This window comes from Ruminococcus flavefaciens AE3010, assembly GCF_000526795.1.
GTDB lineage: Bacteria > Bacillota > Clostridia > Oscillospirales > Ruminococcaceae > Ruminococcus > Ruminococcus flavefaciens_D.
Genome location: NZ_JAGT01000001.1, coordinates 2,267,617 through 2,290,083, shown reverse-complemented (window position 1 = coordinate 2,290,083; position 22,467 = coordinate 2,267,617). Strand labels below are relative to the sequence as shown.

General features: G+C 51.9%; 20 protein-coding genes and 1 other annotated feature. Of the genes, 2 read left to right on the top strand and 18 right to left on the bottom strand.

The annotated features are described in order from the left end of the window. Positions 1-2: 2 nt before the first annotated feature. On the top strand, positions 3-1,436 hold the full coding sequence (gene araA, locus N774_RS0110025) for an L-arabinose isomerase (RefSeq protein WP_024861115.1): 1,434 nt from the start codon (positions 3-5) through the stop codon (positions 1,434-1,436). Next, positions 1,426-2,112 carry an L-ribulose-5-phosphate 4-epimerase gene (locus N774_RS0110020; RefSeq protein WP_024861114.1) on the top strand — a complete coding sequence of 229 codons (687 nt, stop codon included), beginning with the start codon at positions 1,426-1,428 and terminating at the stop codon, positions 2,110-2,112. The genes araA and N774_RS0110020 overlap by 11 nt, the downstream gene beginning before the upstream one ends. Before the next feature lie 500 nt (positions 2,113-2,612). Here N774_RS0110020 and N774_RS0110015 read toward each other — a convergent pair whose 3' ends face one another. From N774_RS0110015 to N774_RS0109930, 18 genes are all read right to left on the bottom strand, one after another. Next, positions 2,613-3,383, bottom strand: a complete 771-nt coding sequence (locus tag N774_RS0110015; RefSeq protein ID WP_024861113.1) for a type III pantothenate kinase — start codon at positions 3,381-3,383, stop codon at positions 2,613-2,615. Positions 3,384-3,401: 18 nt separating this feature from the next. Next, positions 3,402-4,925 (bottom strand): sialate O-acetylesterase, encoded by a 1,524-nt coding sequence (locus tag N774_RS0110010; protein WP_024861112.1) that lies wholly within the window; start codon positions 4,923-4,925, stop codon positions 3,402-3,404. 35 nt (positions 4,926-4,960) lie between these two features. Further along, positions 4,961-5,905, bottom strand: coding sequence for a hypothetical protein (locus N774_RS0110005; RefSeq protein WP_024861111.1), 945 nt, complete (start codon positions 5,903-5,905; stop codon positions 4,961-4,963). Positions 5,906-6,115: 210 nt separating this feature from the next. Further along, positions 6,116-7,153 carry a [FeFe] hydrogenase H-cluster radical SAM maturase HydE gene (gene hydE / locus N774_RS0110000; protein ID WP_024861110.1) on the bottom strand — a complete coding sequence of 346 codons (1,038 nt, stop codon included), beginning with the start codon at positions 7,151-7,153 and terminating at the stop codon, positions 6,116-6,118. Position 7,154: 1 nt separating this feature from the next. Continuing rightward, on the bottom strand, positions 7,155-8,087 hold the full coding sequence (nadA, locus tag N774_RS0109995; protein ID WP_024861109.1) for a quinolinate synthase NadA: 933 nt from the start codon (positions 8,085-8,087) through the stop codon (positions 7,155-7,157). Between the two features lie 182 nt (positions 8,088-8,269). Beyond that, positions 8,270-9,280 (bottom strand): tRNA (adenosine(37)-N6)-threonylcarbamoyltransferase complex transferase subunit TsaD, encoded by a 1,011-nt coding sequence (gene tsaD, locus N774_RS0109990; protein WP_024861108.1) that lies wholly within the window; start codon positions 9,278-9,280, stop codon positions 8,270-8,272. 189 nt (positions 9,281-9,469) lie between these two features. Beyond that, positions 9,470-9,928 (bottom strand): ribosomal protein S18-alanine N-acetyltransferase, encoded by a 459-nt coding sequence (rimI, locus tag N774_RS0109985; RefSeq protein ID WP_024861107.1) that lies wholly within the window; start codon positions 9,926-9,928, stop codon positions 9,470-9,472. Between the two features lie 196 nt (positions 9,929-10,124). After that, a complete protein-coding gene (polA, locus tag N774_RS0109980; protein WP_024861106.1) occupies positions 10,125-12,662 on the bottom strand; it encodes a DNA polymerase I in 2,538 nt (845 codons plus the stop codon). Between the two features lie 307 nt (positions 12,663-12,969). Next, positions 12,970-13,347, bottom strand: a complete 378-nt coding sequence (locus N774_RS0109975) for a RidA family protein (protein WP_024861105.1) — start codon at positions 13,345-13,347, stop codon at positions 12,970-12,972. 11 nt (positions 13,348-13,358) lie between these two features. Continuing rightward, on the bottom strand, positions 13,359-14,432 hold the full coding sequence (gene leuB, locus N774_RS0109970; protein WP_024861104.1) for a 3-isopropylmalate dehydrogenase: 1,074 nt from the start codon (positions 14,430-14,432) through the stop codon (positions 13,359-13,361). 383 nt (positions 14,433-14,815) lie between these two features. Beyond that, on the bottom strand, positions 14,816-15,319 hold the full coding sequence (gene ilvN, locus N774_RS0109965) for an acetolactate synthase small subunit (protein ID WP_024861103.1): 504 nt from the start codon (positions 15,317-15,319) through the stop codon (positions 14,816-14,818). 10 nt (positions 15,320-15,329) lie between these two features. Continuing rightward, positions 15,330-17,039, bottom strand: a complete 1,710-nt coding sequence (ilvB, locus tag N774_RS0109960) for a biosynthetic-type acetolactate synthase large subunit (protein WP_024861102.1) — start codon at positions 17,037-17,039, stop codon at positions 15,330-15,332. A gap of 196 nt (positions 17,040-17,235) precedes the next feature. After that, positions 17,236-17,727: a 3-isopropylmalate dehydratase small subunit gene (gene leuD, locus N774_RS0109955; RefSeq protein ID WP_024861101.1), complete on the bottom strand. Its 492-nt coding sequence runs from the start codon at positions 17,725-17,727 to the stop codon at positions 17,236-17,238. Continuing rightward, the gene (leuC, locus tag N774_RS0109950) at positions 17,724-18,992 is read right to left on the bottom strand and encodes a 3-isopropylmalate dehydratase large subunit (protein WP_024861100.1); all 1,269 of its coding nucleotides are present in this window, start codon (positions 18,990-18,992) and stop codon (positions 17,724-17,726) included. Before leuC ends, leuD begins: the two co-directional genes overlap by 4 nt. Before the next feature lie 18 nt (positions 18,993-19,010). Next, positions 19,011-20,675: a 2-isopropylmalate synthase gene (locus tag N774_RS0109945; RefSeq protein WP_024861099.1), complete on the bottom strand. Its 1,665-nt coding sequence runs from the start codon at positions 20,673-20,675 to the stop codon at positions 19,011-19,013. A gap of 70 nt (positions 20,676-20,745) precedes the next feature. Beyond that, positions 20,746-20,996, bottom strand: a binding site (T-box leader). A gap of 254 nt (positions 20,997-21,250) precedes the next feature. After that, positions 21,251-21,508, bottom strand: a complete 258-nt coding sequence (locus tag N774_RS0109940; RefSeq protein ID WP_024861098.1) for a hypothetical protein — start codon at positions 21,506-21,508, stop codon at positions 21,251-21,253. A gap of 119 nt (positions 21,509-21,627) precedes the next feature. Further along, positions 21,628-21,771, bottom strand: a complete 144-nt coding sequence (locus N774_RS19480) for a WxxxWxxW domain-containing protein (protein ID WP_196231547.1) — start codon at positions 21,769-21,771, stop codon at positions 21,628-21,630. Position 21,772: 1 nt separating this feature from the next. Continuing rightward, positions 21,773-22,447: a TIGR00266 family protein gene (locus tag N774_RS0109930; RefSeq protein WP_024861097.1), complete on the bottom strand. Its 675-nt coding sequence runs from the start codon at positions 22,445-22,447 to the stop codon at positions 21,773-21,775. Positions 22,448-22,467: the final 20 nt, after the last annotated feature.

Sequence of the window (22,467 nt, the reverse complement as noted above, 5' to 3'; positions counted from 1 at the left end):
GGATGAAATTTTGGTTTATAACAGGCTCCCAGTTTTTATACGGCGAGGAAACGCTCAGACAGGTAGATGAAGACTCAAAAAAGATCGTAGCAGGATTGAAGCTTCCTTTCCCTGTTGAGTACAAAAGCACAGTAAAGACGGAGTCCGAGATACAGCGTATCATCAAGGAGGCTAACTTTGACGACGAGTGCGCAGGAGTTATCACATTCTGCCACACATTCTCACCCTCAAAGATGTGGATAAACGGACTTGCGCTTCTCCAGAAGCCATGGCTCCACTTCCACACACAGTTCAATGAGACTATCCCAAATGAAGCTATAGATATGGACTACATGAACCTTCACCAGTCCGCTCACGGCGACAGAGAGCACGGCTTTATCGGAGCAAGGCTCCGTATGCCGAGAGCCGTTGTTGCAGGTCACTGGCAGGATCCCGAGGTCCAGGCTAAGATAGCCGAGTGGCAGCGCGCCGCTGTAGGCGTTATGTTCAGCAAGAGCCTGAAGATTGTCCGTTTCGGCGATAATATGCGCGAGGTAGCAGTTACCGAGGGCGACAAGATCGAAGCACAGCTCAAGCTTGGCTGGCAGGTAAATACCTTTGCAGTAGGCGATCTCGTTGAGATAATGAATGCCGTTACAGACGCAGAGATAGACGCTCTTATGAAAGAGTACGCAGAGCTCTACGACTACAAGAAGGAAGACGAGGAGACTATCAGATATCAGGCTCGTGAAGAGATAGCTATTGAGAAGATTCTCGTCCGCGAGGGCGCAAAGGCATATTCCAATACCTTTGAGGATCTTCACGGCATGAAGCAGCTTCCCGGACTGGCTACACAGCACCTTATGCACAAGGGCTACGGCTTCGGCGCTGAGGGTGACTGGAAGACCGCAGGCATGACAGCTATCGTCAAGGCTATGTATCCCGAGGGAAATACCTCTTTCATGGAGGACTACACATACGATTACAAGCAGGAGCTCATTCTTGGCTCACATATGCTGGAGGTTTGCCCCTCTATCGCAGCTGACAGACCCCGTATCGAGGTCCACAAGCTGGGTATCGGCGGCAAGGAGCCCCCTGCAAGAATAGTTTTCGAGGGCAAGGCAGGCTCTGCAAAGGTGCTCTCCCTTATCGACATCGGCGGCAGACTCAGACTTATCCAGCAGGATATCGAGTGCGTAAAGCCGTTCCAGTCAATGCCCAATCTCCCTGTTGCAAGAACTATGTGGAGACCTGCACCGTCCTTCCTTGATGGACTTGAATGCTGGATAATCGCAGGCGGAGCACATCATACCGTTCTTTCCTACGATATATCCGATGAAGCTGTTAGAAGCTTCGCACGTATCATGGGTATCGAGCTCGTTGTTATCAACAAAGATACTACCGTGAACGGACTTGAACGCGACATCATGATCGGAGATGTTATATATGGACGTTAAGGAGCTGAAAGAGCGTGTGCTGAGGGCAAACCTGCTTCTCCCGAAGTACGGACTTGTTACCTTCACATGGGGCAATGTCAGCGAATACGACCGCGAATCGGGACTTATCGCCATAAAGCCCAGCGGTGTCGAGTACGACACCATGACGGCTGAGGATATAGTAGTCCTGACACTTGACGGAAAAAAAGTGGAGGGCAGGCTCTCCCCGTCAAGCGACACTCCCACACATCTTGAGATATACAGGAATTTCGAGGGAGTATGCGGAGTAGTCCACACTCACAGCCGCTACGCAACGTCCTTTGCGCAGGCTTGCATGGGTATACCGCCCTTAGGTACTACCCACGGGGACTATTTCTACGGCGAGATACCCTGTACACGCGAGATGACAGACGCAGAGGTAAACGGTGAATACGAGCTTGAAACAGGCAAGGTCATCGTTGAGTGCTGCAAAAACTATGAAAATATCCCTGCTGCCCTTGTTGCAAACCACGGTCCATTCGTGTGGGGCAAGGACTGCATGGAAGCCGTGCATAATTCAGTGGTGCTGGAGGAGCTTTCCGCAATGGCGTGGATAACAAAGACTCTCCGCTCCGACACGCCGAATATGCCGCAGCGATTGCTTGATAAGCATTTTTTCCGTAAGCATGGCGCCAACGCCTACTACGGACAAAAATAAATTTAAAGACCTCACTTTTAAAAAGGATTTTTCTCTCCAATTACCGGAAAAAGCTCTGTTTTGTAATGAAACAGAGCTTTTTTCGTGGTATTTATAAAGTCATTTTTTAAGGGACGCCCTCTCTTGCAGGGCGTCCCTCTTCCGAAAACAATTCACTGGATTGTTTTCGGAATTCACCCTTGCGGAGCGCTTTGTAACTGCAGGGCTTTGCCCCACGCCCCACAAGGGCTGTCAGCCCTTGACCTGACCAAAGGGAGTATACTCCCTTTGGAATCCCATTCGTGGGCTCGGCGTACTTATAGTGCTGTAAGCGATGTACGATTGTCGTTTGCTATAAGAGTGAGCGAGTTTACGAGCGACAACGTGGCAAGGCAGCGCGGGCTCCGCGCCGAGCGACAACATGGCAAAGCAGCGCGGGCTCCACGCCGAGCGACAACATGGCAAAGCAGCGCGGGCTCCACGCCGAGCGACAACGTGGCAAGGGTGCAGCGTCACGCTGCTTACTTCTTGTTTTTCTTGTAGATTATCGCCAGTCCCTTGATGAGCAGATTATTATCAAGGATAATATCCCTCCTGCACAGCGGCACTACCAGCTCGGAGAGACCTCCCGTAGCTACAGCTGTACACTTCTCGCCCAGTTCCTCCTCGATACGGTCGATGATACCGTCCAGAGCGCTTGCATTCGAGTAGAGGATACCGCTCTTTAAGCAGTCGATAGTATTTGTGCCGATAACGTGAGCAGGCACCTCAAAGTTTACCTTGGGGAGCTGTGCAGTTCTTGCTGTGAGAGCGTCTGCTGCTACTTTCATACCCGTGAGGATAAGTCCGCCGCGGTAGTTCTTTTTGCTGTCCACCACTGAAAGAGTCGTAGCAGTACCCATATCAATGATAATAAGGGGCACGGGGTACTGATTTATAGCCGCAACAGCGTCCACAGCCTGATCGCTTCCCAGCTGTGCAGGGTTATCGATGAGGATATTGAGACCTGTCTTTACTCCCGGACCTGCCATCATCACGTCAACGCCGAAGAGCTTGCGGACCGCTTCCTTTACGGTGTTCGTCACCGAGGGAACTACTGAGGACATGATAGCGTCGTCGATATCCGAGATATTGAAGCTGTTCATTTCCAGAATAGTCTTGATAAGTACTGCGTACTCAGCGGCTGTAGCGTTGTGGTCGGTGCTGATGCGCTCGAAGAGAACTACCTCCTCTTTGTCGTCAACACAGCCGAAAACGATGTTTGTATTTCCGATGTCTACTGCTAAAAGCATAAATAATCTCCTTTGAAATTAGTCATTGTATTTGTCGGTGCGGAATGGCGGCAGGGGCATGTCGTTGATACCGAAAAGTCCCACGTCCGCGTAGTTCGTCCACTTGAAGCGTGCCGCGGCAGGCACCTTTACCTTGCTGCTGCGGAGCTCGATATAGGGCAGCCTTACCGTTGCCTCGGCAGGGTAATATACGCCGTCCGAGCCTGCTATCTCAAAGCCGTCGAGACAGTGCTCGTCCTTGCCGCCCAGACCCATTTCGCAGTTGGTCAGGTGTATGAGCATGGCATTGCCGATGACTTCATAGTTATCGTACATAGGCGGCAGTGAATCGCGGCGTGTGATGACCTTGTACACCTCGCTCATAGCCTGTAGATAGAGTCTGTGAGCTACCTGAGACTTGTCCGTGGGGTGGATATTGTTCAGCTCTCCGCAGTCAAGGCATACTGCCAGACCTGTATTCTTCACGGTTTTGAAAACGTTCTCCTGAGCCTCGCGTATAAGCGCCCAGCTCTTTGTGTCAGCGTCGTCGATATATTTGAACATTGGCAGCTGTACTATCATAAAGGGCAGCTCCTTGTCTTTCCAGAGGTCGCGCCAGTTCTCGATAAGGAGCTTCAGCAGTATTTCGTATGTATTGGGACGGTGGTCGTCGGACTCGCCCTGATACCACAGAACTCCTGCCAGCGTATACGGAGCTATCCTGCTCACCATAGTCTCATACAGACCGCAGGGACGCAGTGGGTTTTTGATACTGTGAGGTCCGGGGTAGCGGTTCTCGCCGCAGTTTTCGATTATCTCTGTCCAGTTGGCGTCGGGCTTCTGAGCGTAGAACGCAGCCACGCGCTTCTCCCATGCACTCTGATAGGTGCTGTACTCGTCGTACTCGGCTATCATCTCCTCGTCGGACTTGCCCTCTATGGCACTGTCGTACTCGTCCAGGTATGGGCTCAGGCGCTTGTCGCAGCTGAGATAGTCACGGCTTATCCATGCGGAAGCGGAGGAGCCGCCCCAGTTGCAGCCGATAATTCCCACGGTAACGCCCAGTCTGCGGCTGAGCTCCTTTGCGAAGTAGTATCCCACAGCCGACCATGCCCTTGCCTTGTCGGGAGAGGGCGTGCACCAGCAGGTCTCCGCCTCGGCAGCTGTCAGCTCGTCGTCAAGCATTGGGCATTTAGGCGTATAGTAGAATCTGACATTCTCGTTGTAGCAGCCTGCCAGAGCCGCAGCGCCCTTGCGCTCGTTCTGCAGCTCGAACTCCATATTTGACTGACCTCCTGCCAGCCAGACCTCACCTATGGCAACGTTACGGAATATTTTCTTGACAGCGCCGCAGGATATTTCCAGAGTACATGAGTTGTACTCCTTTCGCGGCGGGAGCACCGCCTCCCACCTGCCGTTTTTTACCATGGCCCTTGCGGAGCTTTCAAGCTCGGGGATACAGACGTTTATGATCTTTTCATTTTTGCTGCAAGTACCGAAAACGCGGATATTCTTGTTTCGCTGCAGCACCATATTGTCGCTGAAAACAGCAGCAGCCTTCATGGAAATTCACCTCAGTTCATTGATTTTCTTGGTTTTTATTTGAATGACAGCGCACCCGAATTCTCCATAGCCTTCAGGAGCATGAAACGCGCTTCGTCGCGGCATTCGGGCTTTGCCATGTAATACATATATGTTTCGAGGACGTTTATGGGGCTTGCGGTCCGTCCCTCTATCTTGAACTGCTCAAAGCCCATAGGCACGTACTTTTCCCAGATATCGTCGGGAGAGATATGTGTGCGGAGACTTCTTATCTCGAAAAGACCTCTCTGCGAGTAGGGACAGTCGCGGAAGTGCTCGGGGTCGTACTTTGAAGCGTCAAATGGCAGATTCGGGTACTTTTTGATATGCTCGTTGTAGGCTATCTGCTGAACGCCGATAGAGTGGTAATGTGCTGAACGGCGCGGGCAGTTGGGCTCGCAGCAGGCATTTGACAGGAACTCGATACGGGGTCTGTCCGCCATGGGTATCTGCTCCAGCAGGTCGAACCTGTTGTTGAGGTCGTAGTCCATAACAACGATGTGGTAGTCCTTTTTCAGCTCATCAAGAAGTCCCTCAATGGTGTTAAGGCGCTTGCAGGTGGAGCTTGTCAGCTTGTATTTTGGGAAGTTCCTGCGGATATAGTCCTCAAGTATGGGCGACATAACGATAGCCTCGTTGAGACCGTTGTTGGCAAGATTCAGCACCATGTTGCAGAACTGGTCGCTGAGGTGCTTCTTTTCGAGAGCAGGATTAGTGAACGTGAAGCGGAGAGGTATGCTTTTTTCGTTGAAGGTCTTGATGACGCTTTTCACGAAGTTCTTGTCGCATACGCCGCCCTGAGTCCTGCCGCCGTTCCACATGGAGGGCGGAAAAACGCCGTAGAACGAAGCGATCTCAACGCCCTCGCGGAAGAAGTCGGGACGGTGCTCTAAGAGCTCCGCAAAGAGCAGATTAAGCTTGAAGTTTCCCGAAAAATCGGGCAGATGAAAACGTACTCGCATAGTATTCTCCTTAATTTAATGTATAGGCTGATTTTAGTGCTTTTCTTGAAAGTTGAGAGTTTTACTAAGTTGAGAGTTGAGAATTGAGAGTTGAAAGTTATGGAGTCGCCTGCGGCGACATTATTTAAATAATGTGAGCGAAGCGAACACCTAAACTCTCAACTCTTCACTCTCAACTCTAAACTAAGATCAATTTTTGCAAAGCAAAAATTAATCTATGCAGTCGCCGCGCTCCTGCGCTATTTCGTAGCCTGCGGACTCGATACGTCTTTGCAGACAGCCCCTGCACTCTGCGGCTTCCTCGCCTGTGCATATCTTGTTGTCGTAGAGGTCGTACTTCTTGCGCACCATAACGGGTGAAAGGTTGGGCATCACCACGTTGCAGCCCGTTTGCAGACCAAGCTCCCTGCCGTTGGGAGCCACAGTGCCGAGAGCCGTTGTGGCAGGCAGCAGCACCTTTGGAAACATAAGTCTCAGTATACCGAGAAGTCTCAGGGTAAGTCCGAGAGTGCCGCCCTTTTCGTCGGAAAACGGCGTGTTGTGGTGGGGAATGAAAGGTCCTATGCCTATCATCTGGGGCTGTAATTCCTGCAAGAAGCGCAGGTCGGCTATGATATGCTCCGTGGTCTGATAGGGAGCTCCTACCATAAAGCCTGCGCCCACCTGATAGCCAAGCTCTTTCAGTGCGAACAGGCAGTCCTTGCGGTTTTGCAGGCTCATTTCCTCGGGGTGGAGCTTCGAGTACAGCTCATTTGACGCCGCTTCGTGGCGGAGCAGATAGCGGTCAGCCCCTGCTTCTTTCAGCCGCCTGTAGCTCTCGTAGGAGCGCTCACCGAGGGACAGAGTCACCGCGCAGTCGGGGTACTTCTCCTTTATCTCGGATATGAGTGGGCAGAGGAAATCGTCGGTGAAAAATGCGTCCTCGCCGCCCTGCATGACAAATGTGCGGAAGCCCAGCTCATAGCCGTTCTCGCAGCATTTCAGTATGTCCTCACGGGACAGGCGGTAGCGGTCTGCGTCAGCATTGCCGCGGCGTATGCCGCAGTAAAGGCAGTTGTTTTTACAGTAGCTTGAAACCTCGATAAGTCCGCGGAGAAACACCTTTTTTCCGTAGCTTTTCTGACGAACCTCGTCGGCATATCTGCGGAGAAGCTCCGCGGCGTCCTTGTCATCAGTTTCGATAAGTGCGGCGAGCTCCTCATGGCTGAGGTCGCCTGTGCGGTACAGCTTTTCGACTAATTCGGTCATATCAGCCGCCCAGCCTTATCATTTCGTCTATGCACTTTCTTGCCTGTGCAATGAGCTCGTCGTCCATGAGTATCTCAAAGGCTTCGCCGCCCATGCCGCCGATAGCAAGGAGAGTGTTGTATATATCGGGCAGAGTCGTGAGCTTCATATTGTGACAGACAAGGTCACGGCTCACAGGGTAGAACTTCTTCTCGGGGCAGTCATACTGCAAATGCTCCACGATAGAGTTCTCAGTGCCGATGATGAATTCCTTTTTGTCGGACTTCTTTGCGAAGTCCATGATACCCGTAGTCGAGCCAACGTAGTCAGCAAGCTCCACTACCTTTGGAGTACACTCGGGGTGTACAAGGAAGAGGGCGTCGGGGTGCTCTTCCTTAGCCTTTTTGACTTCATTCACGGTTATCCTTGCATGTGTGGGACAGCCGCCGCTGAGGAGCTTTATGTCCTTTTCAGGGCACTGCTTCTGTATGTAGTCGCCAAGATTGCAGTCGGGGATAAAGAGTATCTTGTCGTTGTCGAGAGCCCTGACGATACGCAGAGCGCTGGACGATGTAACGCACACGTCGCAGACAGTCTTGAGAGCGGCTGTGGTATTCACGTAGGCAACTACAGTGCGGTCGGGCTCTTTAGCGCGGATAGCGCTTATGAGGTCCTTGTCCATCTGCTCAGCCATTGGACAGCCTGCATGCTTGTTGGACAGGTAGACGCGCTTCTGAGGGGACAGCATTTTTGCAGTCTCAGCCATGAAATGAACTCCGCAGAAGAGGATATTTTCCTCTGCAACGTCCTTTGCGTCAACGCTGAGCTTGTAGCTGTCGCCAACGAAATCGGCTATCTCGCATATCTCACGCGCCTGATAGCAGTGGGCGAGGATAGCGGTGTTTGTTTCCTTTTTGAGCTTTATTATCTTATCCTGTAATTCACGAAGGGTCATATTTATACTTCCTTTCATGTATATATTGTACGCGGAACGCCGTCCCGCCAGTGAGTTGTTGTACTAAGTTGAGAGTTGAGAGTGTAGAGTTGAGAGTTTAGGTGTTCGCTTCGCTCACGTTATTTAAATTTTATCGCCGTAGGCGATACCATAACTTTCAACTCTCAATTCTCAACTATAAGTCAAATTTCTTCCATTGAGAGTGTTGCTATGGCATTAAGGCTTTCGTCAGCGGTTATGCCTGCGAGGAGATTATAGCTGCCCTGACAGGCTATCATTGCTCCGTTGTCGCCGCAGAGCTTCTTCTCTGGCATATAGAACTCGAAGCCGCGCTGCTTGCAGGCTTCCGACAGTGTCTCGCGGACTCCCGTATTTGCGGAAACTCCCCCTGCAAGGGCAACCTTTTTATAGCCGAGAGCTTCTGCGGCACGGATAGTCTTGTCCGTGAGTATCTCTGCAATAGTTGCTTGCAGACTTGCCGCAAGGTCGCTGCGGTTTATCTCTGTGCCTTTCTGCTCGGCGTTGTGGAGCAGATTTATCACATTGGTTTTCAGTCCCGAGAAGCTGAAATCGAACTCGCTTCCCGCAACAGCAGGGTGGGGCAGCTTAAAAGCGCTCTTGTCGCCTGTTTTGGCGGCATTGTCGATGTGAACTCCGCCCGGGTACGGGAAGCCCATAGCACGGGCGCACTTGTCAAAGCACTCGCCTGCGGCGTCGTCGTGAGTTCTTCCCACCACGCGGAACTTGGTATAGCTGAGCACCTCGATTATATGGCTGTGACCGCCGCTTGCCACAAGACAGAGGTAAGGCGGTTCAAGGTCGGGGAAGGTGAGGTAGTTCGTTGCGATATGACCTGCGATGTGATGAACAGGTATCAGAGGCTTTCCCGAGGACATGGCAAGAGCCTTTGCGAAGCTGACGCCCACAAGGAGAGCTCCTATAAGTCCAGGGGCGTATGTAACGGCGATACCATCAAGGTCTGAGAGCTTCACCTGAGCATCGTCAAGAGCCTGTCTCACCACGCCGAGGATATTCTCGCAGTGTCGGCGTGAGGCTATCTCGGGGACAACTCCGCCGTATTTCTTGTGCTCCTCTATCTGAGTGGAGATCACCGACGAGAGTATCTCTCGCCGATCCTTTACCACGCTTGCGGCGGTCTCGTCGCAGGAGCTTTCTATTCCGAGTATAAGCATACTATATCTTCTTTCGTTTTTATTTGCCTTTGTAGGGACGAATGATCTAATTCGGAATTCGGAATGCGGAATTCGGAATTAATTGTGTCCGCTTTGCGGACGAATTGATTGTAGGGGCTGCCTTTGGCAGTCCGTTCTAATTTTATAGAAACCTGCGGACGCCCAAAGGGCGCCCCTACAAGCTAAAGGCTAATGGCTAACGGCTCGGGCGAGAACCATAACGTCTGCGTCCTCAATGGGGTCACGGTAGAACCTTTTCCGCACTCCTGCCTTGTCAAATCCGAAGCTTTTATACAGCTCTATGGCTGCGGTGTTGGACTGCCTGACTTCAAGGGCTATAGTTTCCACGTCATCGGGTATGGCTGCTAAAAAAGCTTCCATGAGCATTCTTGCCACGCCCTGTCTGCGGTACTGTGGAGCAGTCCCAACGGTGAGTATCTCTCCCGTATCGGCGGCGGTGAAGCCTGCTATCAGACCTGCAAGGCAGTCCCCGTCGTAAGCGGCAAGGACTATGCCGCCGTCTTTTTCAGCCTCCGAGCGGAAGTTCTCCGCAGACCAGCCGTCCGCGCCAACGCAGAGCTTGTCAAGAGCGGAAAGCTCGTCGTAATTTAATTGAGAATTGAGAATTGAGAATTGAGAATTATTCATTTTTTTGCTCTTTTATGTGTGATTTGCGGAACGCCGAGGGCGGCGTTACCTACACATGGTAATTTGGATTTTTACGTGGATTAACGGGCGGATAATATCCGCCCCTACAATGCGTTCATGTCAGTTGCATTGTCAGGCGCGGGAGCCCGAGGGCGGGTTCCCCTACACTACTCTCTACTTTCTACTCACTACTCACTCATGACTTGGCGTCGTACCACGAATGTCCTGTGTGAACGTCTACCGCAAGGGGGACGCGCATATCGTACACGCCCTGCATTTCCTCTTTGAGAAGCTCCGCGCACTTGTCCGCACAGGCTGTATCGCACTCGATGATAAGCTCGTCGTGTACCTGCAATATGAGCTTCGCACCCAGCTTTTCAGCCTTGAGGCGATTGTACACGTTTATCATGGCTATCTTTATGAGGTCGGCAGCCGTGCCCTGCACGGGAGTATTCATGGCGATGCGCTTGCCTGCCGCCTGTAACATCTTGTTGGAGGAGGAAAGCTCGGGGATACGGCGCTTTCTGCCGAACATTGTGGTGACATAGCCGTCCTTGAAGGCGTTGTCCACAGTGGTCTCCATAAACTCGTTTACCTTGGGGTACTTGGCAAGGTAGTCCGCGATGTACTTCTTTGCCTTTGCCACGGAAGTGCCGATATCCTTGGCAAGGGAGAAAGCTCCGATACCGTAGATTATACCGAAGTTTACCGCCTTAGCGGCGCTTCTCATTTCGGGAGTTACCATAAATATGGGCATATCGAAGACCTGAGCCGCAGTCGATGTGTGTATATCCTCACCCGAGGTGAAAGCCTCGGTCATATTCTCGTCGCCGCAGAGGTGCGCCATAACTCTCAGCTCGATCTGGCTGTAGTCGGCGTCGATAAGGGTCTTGCCCTCGTCTGCGGTGAAGAACTTTCGCATCTGAGCGCCCAGCTCGGTGCGGACGGGGATATTCTGCATATTGGGCTCTGTGGAGCTTATTCTACCCGTTCTTGTCTCAGTCTGTCTGAACCATGTGTGGATACGTCCGTCGGGAGCTATTTTATCCAGAAGTCCCACAACGTAGGTGGAGTTCAGCTTTGTATACTGGCGGTATTTCAGTACGTTGTCCACGATAGGAGCGTAGCTTCTCAGCTCTTCAAGGACTTCCGCGTTGGTGGAATAGCCGCTTTTGGTCTTCTTCTTTGCAGGCAGTCCCATTTCCTCAAAGAGGACAGTGCCCAGCTGTTTTGGGGAGGAGATATTGAACTCGTGACCTACTTCGTCGTATATCATCTGCTGAGTTTCCTCTATCATTTCCGAGAGGTACACGCCGAAGTCCTCGACGCCCTTTTTGTCGATGAGAACGCCTGTGTCCTCCATGGAAGCAAGGACTTCAGTCAGGGGCAGCTCCACTGTTTCAAGAAGCTCTGTCATGCCCTCGGACTCTATCTCGGTGCGGAGTTTTGATATAAGCCCGCGGAGGGAAAGGAGCTCAGCAAGGTCGCCGTTCTCGCTGTAGTAGTGAACGCCGTACTCGGCGCAGAGCTTATCCACGGCGTAGTCCGAAGCGGAAGTGTTCAGCAGGTAGCCGCATATAGCCGCGTCGTTTTTCAGTTTTTTCAGTTCACTGTCGTGAGCCATAGCCCAGCGGTAGTGTGCCTTTGCATCGTCGGTGGACTTGCCGCAGTCAGATGCGAAGAACGCCTTTATAAGCTCCTCGTTCTCGGTGGTATATACGTTATCGCCGTCGCGCAGGGAGAGCTTTCCGTCGCGGAAAAGGTACTCGCACTCAGTAAGCTTGCCGATGATATCAGCTGTGAGCTCGCCCACCTCTGCGTTTATCACGGGAGCTTCCTCAGCCTTCACCTCGGGAGCTGAGTTGGTACTATCGGCTGCGCTTATGCCAAGCTTGTCAAGGAGCTTGAACATTTCCAGTTCACTGAGCATGCGCCCGATAGCCCCGTTGTCGGGAGCTGTGGGCTTGTAGCTTTCAAGGTCTGTATCTATGGGAGCGCTGCGGACTATAGTCGCCAGCCATTTGCTTTCCTTTGCGGCTTCAACGCCTGCGGCAAGCTTGGCTTTCACGCCCTTGGTGAGGGTGGAGTCCTCATAATTTTCGTACAGGTTCTCGATACTTCCGTACTCCTTGATAAGTGCGGAGGCAGTCTTTTCACCGATACCTGCAACTCCGCTGATATTGTCGGAGCTGTCGCCCATAAGGGCTTTCAGGTCGATGAGCTTTATGGGCTCGAAGCCGTAATCCTCGGTAAATCGTTGAGGAGTGTAGTATATATTCTCCTTGTTGGTGGCAAGGATAACAGTTACCTTGTCGTCGATAAGCTGCAGGCTGTCGCGGTCTCCCGTAAGCACATAGCATTCGTTGCCGCTGTCGGAGCAGAGCTTGGAGAGGGTACCCAGTACGTCGTCAGCCTCATAGCCCTCGCACTCCACGACTTTTACTCCCATAAGGGTCAGGAGTTCCTTAACGCGGGGGAGCTGCTCTGCAAGCTCGGGGGGCATGCCCTTGCGGTTAGCCTTATATGTCGCCACAGCCTTGTGTCGGAAGGTAGGAGAGCGCAGGTCAAAAGCAACAGCCACAGCGTCGGGCTTCACGTCGCCCACATTGCGCAGGTAGATGTTCATAAAGCCGAAAATTGCGTTGGTGAACTGTCCTTTTTTATTGGAAAGCAGTTTTATGCCGTAGAAAGCGCGGTTGAGTATGCTGTTTCCGTCGATAGCGAGAAGTTTCATAGCGGTCTCCTTGTTGCGAATTTGATACATGAGCCTATAATACACCCATTCTAATCAATTATACCACATTGCTTCTTAAAATTCAAGAGTTAAAGAGCTAAGAGCTTAGAATTAAGAACTATGTGCAGGGGCTGCCTTTGGCAGTCCGCAGGGTACAATGCAATTATGCCGCAACAATGTGTAGGGACGCCCGTTGATTTCGGCGGCGCTTATGTCGGGCGAGCGGAACTCGCCCCTACAAGCTAAAGGCTAATGGCTAACGGCTAAGGGCTAAAAAAGGACAGCCGAAGCTGTCCTTTTTTATGTATCAAAGTGTGCTTTCCGCAATGACCTCCACTTCGGCGAGAACGCCCTTTGGCAGAGTTTTTACCGCAACGCAGCTGCGTGCAGGCAGAGAAGTGAAGTACTTGCCGTATATCTCATTGAAAGCGGCGAAGTCGTTCATATCCGCAAGGAAGCAGGTAGTCTTTACAGCCTTATCGAAGCCCGAGCCTGCCGTGTCAAGAACAGCTCCGAGATTGCGCATTATCTGTTCTGTCTGCTCCTCGATAGTAGTGCCCGCAACGGTGTTTGTAACGGGGTCAATGGCTATCTGACCGCTTGTGTAGACCATTCCCTTTGAAACTATCGCCTGTGAGTAAGGTCCTACTGCTGCGGGAGCCTTTTCTGTGTGGATCTTTATCATTTTAATTCCTCCTAAATATTTTTCAGTATTATATCTGTCATTTCCGTACAGGTAAGGGGAGTACCCTTATCCGTGCCCATAAGATCGGCAGTTCTGCAGCCTGCATCAAGCACCTTGTCCACAGCTGCTTCGATTGCGTCTGCTTCTGCGGCAAGTCCGAAGGAGTACCTTAGCATCATAGCTGCCGAGAGTATGGTGGCTATGGGATTTGCCTTGTTTGTGCCTGCAATGTCGGGAGCAGAGCCGTGTATAGGCTCGTAAAGCCCCCGCTTTGAAGCTCCCAGCGAAGCCGAAGCCAGCATGCCGATAGAGCCTGTTATCTGCGAGGCTTCATCTGATAGTATATCTCCGAACATATTGGACGTAACGATAACGTCGAACTGTTTCGGGTCACGGACCAGCTGCATTGCAGCATTGTCCACGAACATATCCCTGTACTCCACATCGGGGTATTCCTCAGCAAGCTCATGCATGGTCTTTCTCCAGAGCCGCGAGGACTCCAGAACGTTTGCCTTATCCACGCTGCAAAGCCGCTTGCTGCGCTTTATGGCAGCTTCAAAGGCAGCTCTGCCTATGCGCTCTATTTCAGTGACGCTGTAGGCTTCCGTGTCGTAGGCTTCCTCACCGTACCTGCCCTCGCGGTAGCCGCGGTCGCCGAAGTATATACCCCCTGTTAACTCCCTTACTATGAGTATATCGAAGCCGCCGCCCACTATCTCGTCTTTCAGGGGTGAAGCCCCTCTCAGTGCGGGGTAGAGCTTTGCGGGACGGAGATTGGTGTACAGTCCCATAGCTGAGCGTATTCCGAGTAGTGCCCTTTCGGGGCGTATATCTCCTGCAAGGCCGTCCCATTTGGGACCGCCCACAGCTCCAAGGAGAACGCTGTCGGAGGCAAGACAGCCGTCCACAGTTTCCTGAGGCAGAGGCATGCCTGTTTCGTCAATGGCACAGCCGCCTATGAGGTATGGTGTAAAGTTGAATTTGTGTCCGAACTTAGCTGCGATTTTTTCAAGTACGGCAGCGGCGCTGTCCACTATCTCGGGACCTATGCCGTCGCCCTTTAAAAGAGCTATGTTGAGCTCCATAAAAGCCCCTCCTTTTTTGTAGGGGCGGACATTATCCGCCCGAGCTGTTAGCCATTAGCCATTAGCCGTTAGCTTGTAGGGAAGCGCATTGCGCGTCCGCAAACATACAACATGATCCGCGACAGGGGCGAACGCTGTTCGCCCGTTAATAACCATAAAAACACAAATGACAAATCGTAGGGGACGGCGTCCTCGACGTCCCGTCGATTCCCGAAAAAACATAAATGAACGACTGTAGGGGCTGCCTTTGGCGGCCCGTCTTAATTTCATAAAACCTTGCGGACGCCCAAAGGGCGCCCCTACGTTGTGCTAATCATGTTTTTATCGTGATTAGCGGGCTGTCGAGGACGCCAGCCCCTACAATACTACTTTCTACTCACTGATTACTTAACAGTTTTCAGGCAGTTCTCGCCGCGCTCGATAGCCACGATACCCGTGCGGCACATCTCCATGATACCAAAGGGCTTCAGCAGCTCTATGAACGCATCTATCTTTGAGGTCTCGCCTGTGAGCTCACAGGTGAGTGATGTGGGGGAGTAGTCCACTATTTTTGAGCGGAATATCTCAACGGCAGTCATTATGTCCTGACGTATCTCAGCCTTGTTCCTTACTTTTATGAGCAGAAGCTCGCGGATAACGCTGTCCTTGGTGTCAAGGACTTCTACTTCTCTGACATCATGGAGCTTCTGTAGCTGCTGGAGTATGCGCTCCTTCATGTCCTCGTCGCCGTGAAAGGCAATGGTTATTCGTGAAAAGCCGCTGGATTCCGTCTCGCCCACGGTAAGGCTGTCGATGTTGAAGCCGCGGCGTGTGAACATTCCCGAAACACGCGAAAGAACGCCCGAAACGTTGGCAACTATAACTCCTATTACATACTGCTGTTCCATAAATGTCACCTCACTTTATCTCTGTGATTATATCGTCTACCGTACCGTTTGGCGGAAGCATAGGCAGAACCAGTTCGTCGCAGTCAACTGCGCAGTCGATAACGAAAGGAACGCTGCTCGAAAAGGCTTCATCTGCGGCTTTTTTCAGCTCCTCAGCCGTGGCCGCGTGACAGCCCTTAGCGCCGAAGGCTACCGCCACCTTGACGAAATCCGTCTTGCGGTCGAATGTGGTGTTTGAGTAGTGCTTGTCGTAGAAAAGAGTCTGCCACTGGCGAACCATACCGAGCACGCCGTTGTTCATGACTACGATAACTACGGGGATAGCCTGCGTTACGGCAGTTGCCAGCTCGCTGAGGTTCATGCCGAAGCTGCCGTCGCCTGTGAAGAGCACCACGCGCCTGCCTGTAGCAGTAGAAGCTCCCACAGCTGCTCCCAGACCGTAGCCCATAGCTCCCAGACCGCCGCTGGTCAGGAATGTACGGGGCTTTCTGAGGGGATAACGCTGAGCTGTCCATATCTGGTGCTGCCCCACGTCTGTAGCGATTATAACGTTGTCGCCTGCGCGTTCGCTTATTATGTCGATTATCTCATAGGGGCTCAGCTTTGGAGCGCTGCCCTTTGCCGCAAGCTTCTCCTTGGCGGCAGTCAGTGCGGACTCAGTGCGTGAGAGCTCCTCTGCTTTCAGCTCCGCAATGCGATTTTCCCAGTTCGGGTGCTTTTTCTCGTCCACCATAGCGATAAGGCGCTCCACCGAGTCGCGGAGGTCGCCCCGTATGGACAGGTCGGCAGGGATATTCTTGTTGAGCTCCGCGCCGTCGATATCTATGTGTATAATGGTGAAATGCTTGGAGAAACGGCTGTTTTCACCTGTAGCCCTGTCGCTGAAGCGAACTCCCAGAGCAATGACCAGATCAGCCTCGTCCTCAGCCACTGTGGAGGCAAAATGACCGTGCATGCCCTGCATGCCGAGAAACTTCGGGTGGTCACAGGGAACAGCTGAAAGCCCCATAAGAGAGCAGCCCATAGGGGCGTCTATCTTTTCCGCAAGGGCAGTTACCTGCTGTGAAGCCTTGCCGCTGATGACGCCGCCGCCAAAGTAAATATAGGGCCTTTCGCAGCTGTTTATGAGCTCCGCAGCCTTTTGCAGCTTTACCTCGGAAGCAAAGGTGAGGGGATAGGGTATAACCGGCTGAGCGTTTGACTCGTACTCGCAGAGAGCCGTCTGTACGTCCTTGGGGATATCCACAAGAACAGGTCCCTGTCTGCCCGATTTGGCTATTTTAAAGGCTGTGCGGAGAGTGTCCGCAAGCTCCTTTATGTCCTTTACGATGAAATTATGCTTGGTGATAGGCATGGTAACGCCTACGATGTCGACCTCTTGGAAGCTGTCCCTGCCTATCTGGTCGCAGGAAACGTTTCCCGTGATAGCAACCATGGGTACTGAGTCAAGATATGCCGCAGCTATGCCTGTTACGAGGTTTGTAGCCCCTGGTCCCGAGGTAGCTATGACAACGCCTACCTTTCCCGTTGAACGTGCGTAGCCGTCAGCGGCGTGGGCAGCTCCCTGCTCGTGGGCGGTAAGTATATGCTTTATGCGGTCACGGGCGTTGTAGAGCTCGTCGAATAGGTCTATGACCTGACCGCCTGGGTAGCCGAATATAGTGTCGCAGCCCTGTTCGATTAGAGTTTCTACGACTATCTTTGCACCTGATATTTTCATAGTAATAACGTCCTTTTTTAGCTTTTAGCCTTTAGCCATTAGCCATTAGCTTGTAGGGGCTGCCTGCGGCGGCCCGTCATAATTTTACAGAAACCTGCGGACGTCCAAAGGGCGCCTCTACATGGTTATATTGATATATCATAATTTTACAAAACGGCATACACGGACGACCAATGGCCGTCCCTACAATTATGCATTAAATAACTCCGTTTTCTATGGCCTGCATAAGTCCGCCGTTTTCGATAATGCTCTGTACGAACTCGGGGAAAGGAGCGGTTTTGTACTCCCTGCCCGCAGTGATATTGCGTATGATACCGTTATCAAGGTCTGCCTCGACCATATCCCCCTCGGAGATATCCTCCGCAGCCTCGGGACATTCCACGATAGCAAGTCCGATATTGATAGCGTTCCTGTAGAAGATACGGGCGAAGCTCTTGGCGATAACAAGCGATACGCCGCTTGCCTTGATAGCTATGGGAGCATGCTCACGGGAGGAGCCGCAGCCGAAATTCTCGCCTGCTGTGATGATATCTCCCTGTTTTACGCGGCTCACAAAGGTCTTGTCCAAGTCCTCCATGCAGTGGCTGGCAAGCTCCTTATGGTCGCTGGTGTTGAGGTAACGTGCGGGGATAATTACGTCGGTATCCACGTTGTCGCCGTATTTTATAACATTTCCTGTGTATTTCATTCGTTCATTACCTCCCACGGACTTGTTATCCTGCCTGTTACGGCGCTTGCTGCCGCAGTTGCGGGGCTTGCAAGGTATACCTCGGATTCGGGGTGTCCCATACGTCCCACGAAGTTGCGGTTGGTGGTGGCGACAGCTCTTTCTCCTGCGGCGAGAATGCCCATATATCCGCCTAAGCAGGGTCCGCAGGTAGGTGTGGAGACTACTGCGCCGAACTCAATAAAGATGCGGATAAGCCCCATTTCCATAGCGTCAAGGTATATCTGCTGAGTTGCGGGGATAACGATAACGCGGACGTTTTTTGCGGCTTTTCTGCCTTTCATTATCTCAGCCGCAGCAATGAGGTCTTCAAGCCTGCCGTTGGTGCAGGAGCCTATTACCACCTGATCTATTCTGACGTCGCCAATTTCAGCGAAGGTCTTGGCATTTTCGGGAAGATGAGGAAAAGCCACGGTAGGCTCTATCTCCGACAGGTCAACGGTGAGGACCTCGTCGTACTCAGCGTTCTCGTCAGCCCTGTATACAACGGGCTCCGCGCCGCCGTGTGTGCGGATATAGTCGAGGGTTATATCGTCCACCTCGAAGATGCCGTTCTTTGCACCTGCTTCTATGGCCATATTTGCCATGCACAGGCGGTCAGCCATAGTAAGTGAGGAAAGCCCCTCACCTGTGAATTCCATTGATTTGTACAGCGCTCCGTCAACGCCTATCTCACCGATGATGTGGAGTATAACGTCCTTGCCCGACACGTACTTCCTGAGGCTTCCCGTGAGGACAATCTTCATAGCCGAGGGCACCTTGAACCACGCCTTGCCCGTAGCCATTCCGCAAGCCATATCCGTTGAGCCCACGCCTGTTGAGAAAGCTCCCAGAGCTCCGTAGGTGCAGGTGTGAGAGTCTGCTCCGATGACCACGTTTCCTGCGGTGACCAGACCATTTTCGGGGAGCAGGGCGTGTTCAATGCCCATTTCTCCAACGTCGTAGAAGTGAGATATTTCCTTTTCCATGCAGAAATCGCGGCACATCTTGCACTGCTCTGCCGCCTTGATATCCTTGTTTGGTGCGAAGTGATCCATGACCATGGTGACCTTGTCTCTGTCAAACACGCTGTCTCTGCCGAGCTTTGCGAACTCCTTGATAGCTACGGGAGAAGTGATATCGTTTCCGAGTACTAAGTCGAGGTCTGCGAGGATAAGCTCTCCTGCGCTGACGGACTCCTTTCCCGAATGAGCCGCAAGTATTTTCTGCGTCATTGTCATTGCCATATTTTCACACTTCCTTTATCATGCAGTCTTGAGCATATTGTTTACTGCGCTGACAAGAGCCTTTACAGAGGAAGTGATGATATCGTTGTCGATACCCGTTCCCCAGAAGCTCTTTCCGTCCTTTGTGACTATCTCAACGTAGGACACAGCCTTTGAAGCCGAGCCCACTTCAAGGGCGTGCTCGGTGTAGCTGTTGAGACTGTAGTCTGCGCCTGTATATGAGCGTATAGCGTTGCTGACAGCGTCAAGACGACCATTACCCATGTCCGTAGCCGTTACCTTTCTGCCATTGTAATCAAAGCTTATGGTAGCTTCGATGCCGTTGCGCTGTACGAAGTGAGTTTCGTTAATATTAATAGGAGCGGTTATATCCACGTAGTTGGTCTTGAATATAGCGTATACCTCGTCGGGGAGAAGCTCCTTGTGCTTCTTGTCGGAAATGCCCTTGACCAGATAGCCCACGCTCTCGCGCATCTTCTTTGGCAGGTCATAGCCGAAGCGTGTTTCGAGGATATAGCCGATACCGCCCTTGCCTGACTGGCTGTTGATGCGGATAACATCGGATTCGTACTCTCTGCCGATGTCCTGCGGGTCGATAGGGAGATAGGGCACGTTCCAGACAGTTTCGCCGTGCTCCTCCCGCCATTTCATGCCCTTTGCGATAGCGTCCTGATGAGAGCCGCTGAATGCTGCGAATACAAGCTTTCCCGAATAGGGCTGGCGCTCGTAGATACCCATGCGTGTCAGACGTGAGAAGTCCTCGGAGAGGGCAGGTATATTGCTGAAATCCAGCTGCGGGTCAACGCCCTGAGAGTACATGTTCATGGCGAGGACTATGATATCCACATTTCCTGTGCGTTCGCCGTTGCCGAAGAGAGTTCCCTCCACTCGGTCTGCACCTGCAAGGAGACCGAATTCCGTATCAGCCACGGCGCAGCCGCGGTCGTTGTGTGGGTGGAGCGACACTATGACGTTCTCGCGGTATTTCAGATTCTCGCACATGTACTCCACCTGATTTGCGTAAACATGTGGCATTGAGAGCTGAACTGTTACTGGCAGGTTGATTATGACCTTGTCCTCGGGAGTAGGCTGCCACACGTCCAGAACGGCGTTACAGACCTCCAGTGCGAACTCGGGCTCAGTGCCCGTGAAGCTCTCGGGAGAGTACTCAAAGCGGAAATTGCCCTCGTACTTCTCGCGGTATTCTTTGAGGAGCTTGGCTCCGCTGACCGCTATATCGATTATCTCCTCCTTGCTCTTGCGGAACACCTGCTCACGCTGAGCCACGGAGGTGGAATTGTAAAGGTGGACTATTGCGTTTTTGCAGCCCTTGAGAGCTTCAAAGGTCTTTTCGATGATATGCTCTCGGGACTGTGTGAGTACCTGTATTGCCACATCGTCGGGAATGAGATCCTGCTCGATAAGAGTGCGGCAGAAGTCGTACTCGGTCTCGGAAGCGGCAGGGAAGCCGATCTCTATCTCCTTGAAGCCGATATCTGTCAGCTTTTTGAAAAACTCCAGCTTTTCGCCTAAGCTCATGGGTATTATAAGAGCCTGATTTCCGTCGCGGAGATCTACGCTGCACCACTGGGGAGCCTTGTCGATATAGGACTTTTCCGTCCATTTCATAGCTGTTTTCGGTGCTTCAAAGAATTGTCTTGTGTACTTGGTTACGTTTTTCATTTTAAAACCTCCATTCCGATCCGTTTGACCTCGCAGGAGGGTAATAAAAAATCTCCTCCATGCATGGCATGGAAGAGACGAAGCTGCAATAATACTCCGTGGTACCACTCTTCTTGATGTAAGAATACACCCACTCATCTGCGTCGGATCAACGCATATCTCTGTAACGGGAGAGCCCGTCCGAGCCTACTGGAAGCGGTTTGCTTTGTTTGGTCGGCTGCTCGGGGAGGAGTTATGACTTGTATCTGTCTGCCGACTTACACCAGCCGTCGGCTCTCTGTGAAAACTTATACAAGCTTTGTTTCCCTTCATAGCATTTTTAATTTATTAAGTGTATTATACACGGAAAAAATGCGTTTGTCAATACCTTGCCAGAATTTTGCTGCGCAAAATCAGCCATTAGCCGTTAGCCCTTAGCTATTAGCTTTTGTAGGGGACGGCGTCCTCGACGTCCCTTGTAGGGGCGGATATTATCCGCCCGAGTAAAAACGTATGGATATGACGGGCGCCGAAACGGCGCCCCTACAGATCGTCATTTATAATTCGTGCGCGTCAGCGGACACATCAATTCCGAATTAAACAGGGACTTTCGCGCCGCAGTCCGGACAAAAATTGGTTGTGCAGTCCCTGCCGCAGCTGCATTTCCACGGCTTCACGGGAGCTTTCATGCCGCATTCGGGACAGAAATTGGTACTGTTTTCCTGTCCGCATATACAGCGCCATTTATCGCCGTTCCACACAGGAGCAGCCTTATTCTCGGCAGCCATGCGGAATATCTCCATGCCGTTGGTCATGTACTGCAAGCCCACAACGGGGAATCCGAATATAAACATAAGCTTCACCTCATTATCTGTAGACAAAAAAGTGCTGTAAGCGATGTACGATGAACGTTTTTGCTGAGAGTTAGCGAGTTTACGAGCGTCAACGTGGCAAGGGTGCAGCGTCACGCTGCTCATTGCTGTGACTTGATGTAATCAGCTATCCTGTATATTCCGTAGAATACCCAGATTATCCATGATATCGCCCAAAGTCCTGTGAATACGCTGAATAACAGGTATGCCGCCGCAACTGCGGCGGCTATGAACCATTGCTTCATATTATCTCTTTACGCCCATTGCAAGTATCTTGCCTGCAAAGTCGTTGAAGTTCTGAGTCTGGAGTATTACCTTGCCGGGGCCTACCAGCTTTGTGAGGAAAAGTCCCTCGCCGCCAAGGAAGATATTTCCAAGCCCCTTTACGGTCTCGACCTCGTATTTTACAGTGGGCTCAAAGGCTACCACATTACCTGTGTCAACTTTGAGGACCTCGCCTGCTGCAAGGTTCCTCTCCACCATATCGCCGTCTACTTCAAGGAAAGCCATGCCGTTTCCGAAGAGATGCTGGAGGATAAAGCCCTCGCCGCCGAAAAGTCCCGAAGCGAATCTTTTGGTGAATATTGCTTTCAGGTCTACCGACTGCTCAGCGCAGAGAAAAGCGCCCTTCTGGCAGATAAGTCCGTTCTGTGAGATATTTACGGGAACTACCGAGCCGGGAACTGTTGAGCCGAAGGCTATCTTTGCGCCCTGCACCTCAGCTGTGTAATTTGCCATGAATATTGACTCGCCTGTGAACATTCTTCCCAGACTTCTTCCCAGTCCGCCTCTGGCATTGGTGTTCATTTTGATACCCTGCGACTGCCAGATCATTCCTCCTGATTGTGTGTACATTGACTCACCCTGATTGAGCTCGCATTCTACGGCAGGTACAAGGTGACCGATAATTGTATATCTCATACAGACATACCCTCCTTACA

What these genes read in the sequence shown, in the direction of transcription:
- leuC (WP_024861100.1), bottom strand. Translation starts at nt 18,992, where the DNA reads ATGGCAATGACAATGACGCAGAAAATACTTGCGGCTCATTCGGGAAAG.
- nadA (WP_024861109.1), bottom strand. Translation starts at nt 8,087, where the DNA reads ATGACCCTTCGTGAATTACAGGATAAGATAATAAAGCTCAAAAAGGAA.
- N774_RS19480 (WP_196231547.1), bottom strand. Translation starts at nt 21,771, where the DNA reads ATGAAGCAATGGTTCATAGCCGCCGCAGTTGCGGCGGCATACCTGTTA.
- ilvB (WP_024861102.1), bottom strand. Translation starts at nt 17,039, where the DNA reads ATGAAAATATCAGGTGCAAAGATAGTCGTAGAAACTCTAATCGAACAG.
- N774_RS0109930 (WP_024861097.1), bottom strand. Translation starts at nt 22,447, where the DNA reads ATGAGATATACAATTATCGGTCACCTTGTACCTGCCGTAGAATGCGAG.
- N774_RS0109940 (WP_024861098.1), bottom strand. Translation starts at nt 21,508, where the DNA reads ATGTTTATATTCGGATTCCCCGTTGTGGGCTTGCAGTACATGACCAAC.
- N774_RS0109975 (WP_024861105.1), bottom strand. Translation starts at nt 13,347, where the DNA reads ATGATAAAGATCCACACAGAAAAGGCTCCCGCAGCAGTAGGACCTTAC.
- araA (WP_024861115.1), top strand. Translation starts at nt 3, where the DNA reads ATGAAATTTTGGTTTATAACAGGCTCCCAGTTTTTATACGGCGAGGAA.
- N774_RS0110015 (WP_024861113.1), bottom strand. Translation starts at nt 3,383, where the DNA reads ATGCTTTTAGCAGTAGACATCGGAAATACAAACATCGTTTTCGGCTGT.
- ilvN (WP_024861103.1), bottom strand. Translation starts at nt 15,319, where the DNA reads ATGGAACAGCAGTATGTAATAGGAGTTATAGTTGCCAACGTTTCGGGC.
- tsaD (WP_024861108.1), bottom strand. Translation starts at nt 9,280, where the DNA reads ATGCTTATACTCGGAATAGAAAGCTCCTGCGACGAGACCGCCGCAAGC.
- polA (WP_024861106.1), bottom strand. Translation starts at nt 12,662, where the DNA reads ATGAAACTTCTCGCTATCGACGGAAACAGCATACTCAACCGCGCTTTC.
- N774_RS0110010 (WP_024861112.1), bottom strand. Translation starts at nt 4,925, where the DNA reads ATGAAGGCTGCTGCTGTTTTCAGCGACAATATGGTGCTGCAGCGAAAC.
- N774_RS0110005 (WP_024861111.1), bottom strand. Translation starts at nt 5,905, where the DNA reads ATGCGAGTACGTTTTCATCTGCCCGATTTTTCGGGAAACTTCAAGCTT.
- leuD (WP_024861101.1), bottom strand. Translation starts at nt 17,727, where the DNA reads ATGAAATACACAGGAAATGTTATAAAATACGGCGACAACGTGGATACC.
- N774_RS0109945 (WP_024861099.1), bottom strand. Translation starts at nt 20,675, where the DNA reads ATGAAAAACGTAACCAAGTACACAAGACAATTCTTTGAAGCACCGAAA.
- N774_RS0110020 (WP_024861114.1), top strand. Translation starts at nt 1,426, where the DNA reads ATGGACGTTAAGGAGCTGAAAGAGCGTGTGCTGAGGGCAAACCTGCTT.
- rimI (WP_024861107.1), bottom strand. Translation starts at nt 9,928, where the DNA reads ATGAATAATTCTCAATTCTCAATTCTCAATTCTCAATTAAATTACGAC.
- leuB (WP_024861104.1), bottom strand. Translation starts at nt 14,432, where the DNA reads ATGGAGCTCAACATAGCTCTTTTAAAGGGCGACGGCATAGGTCCCGAG.
- hydE (WP_024861110.1), bottom strand. Translation starts at nt 7,153, where the DNA reads ATGACCGAATTAGTCGAAAAGCTGTACCGCACAGGCGACCTCAGCCAT.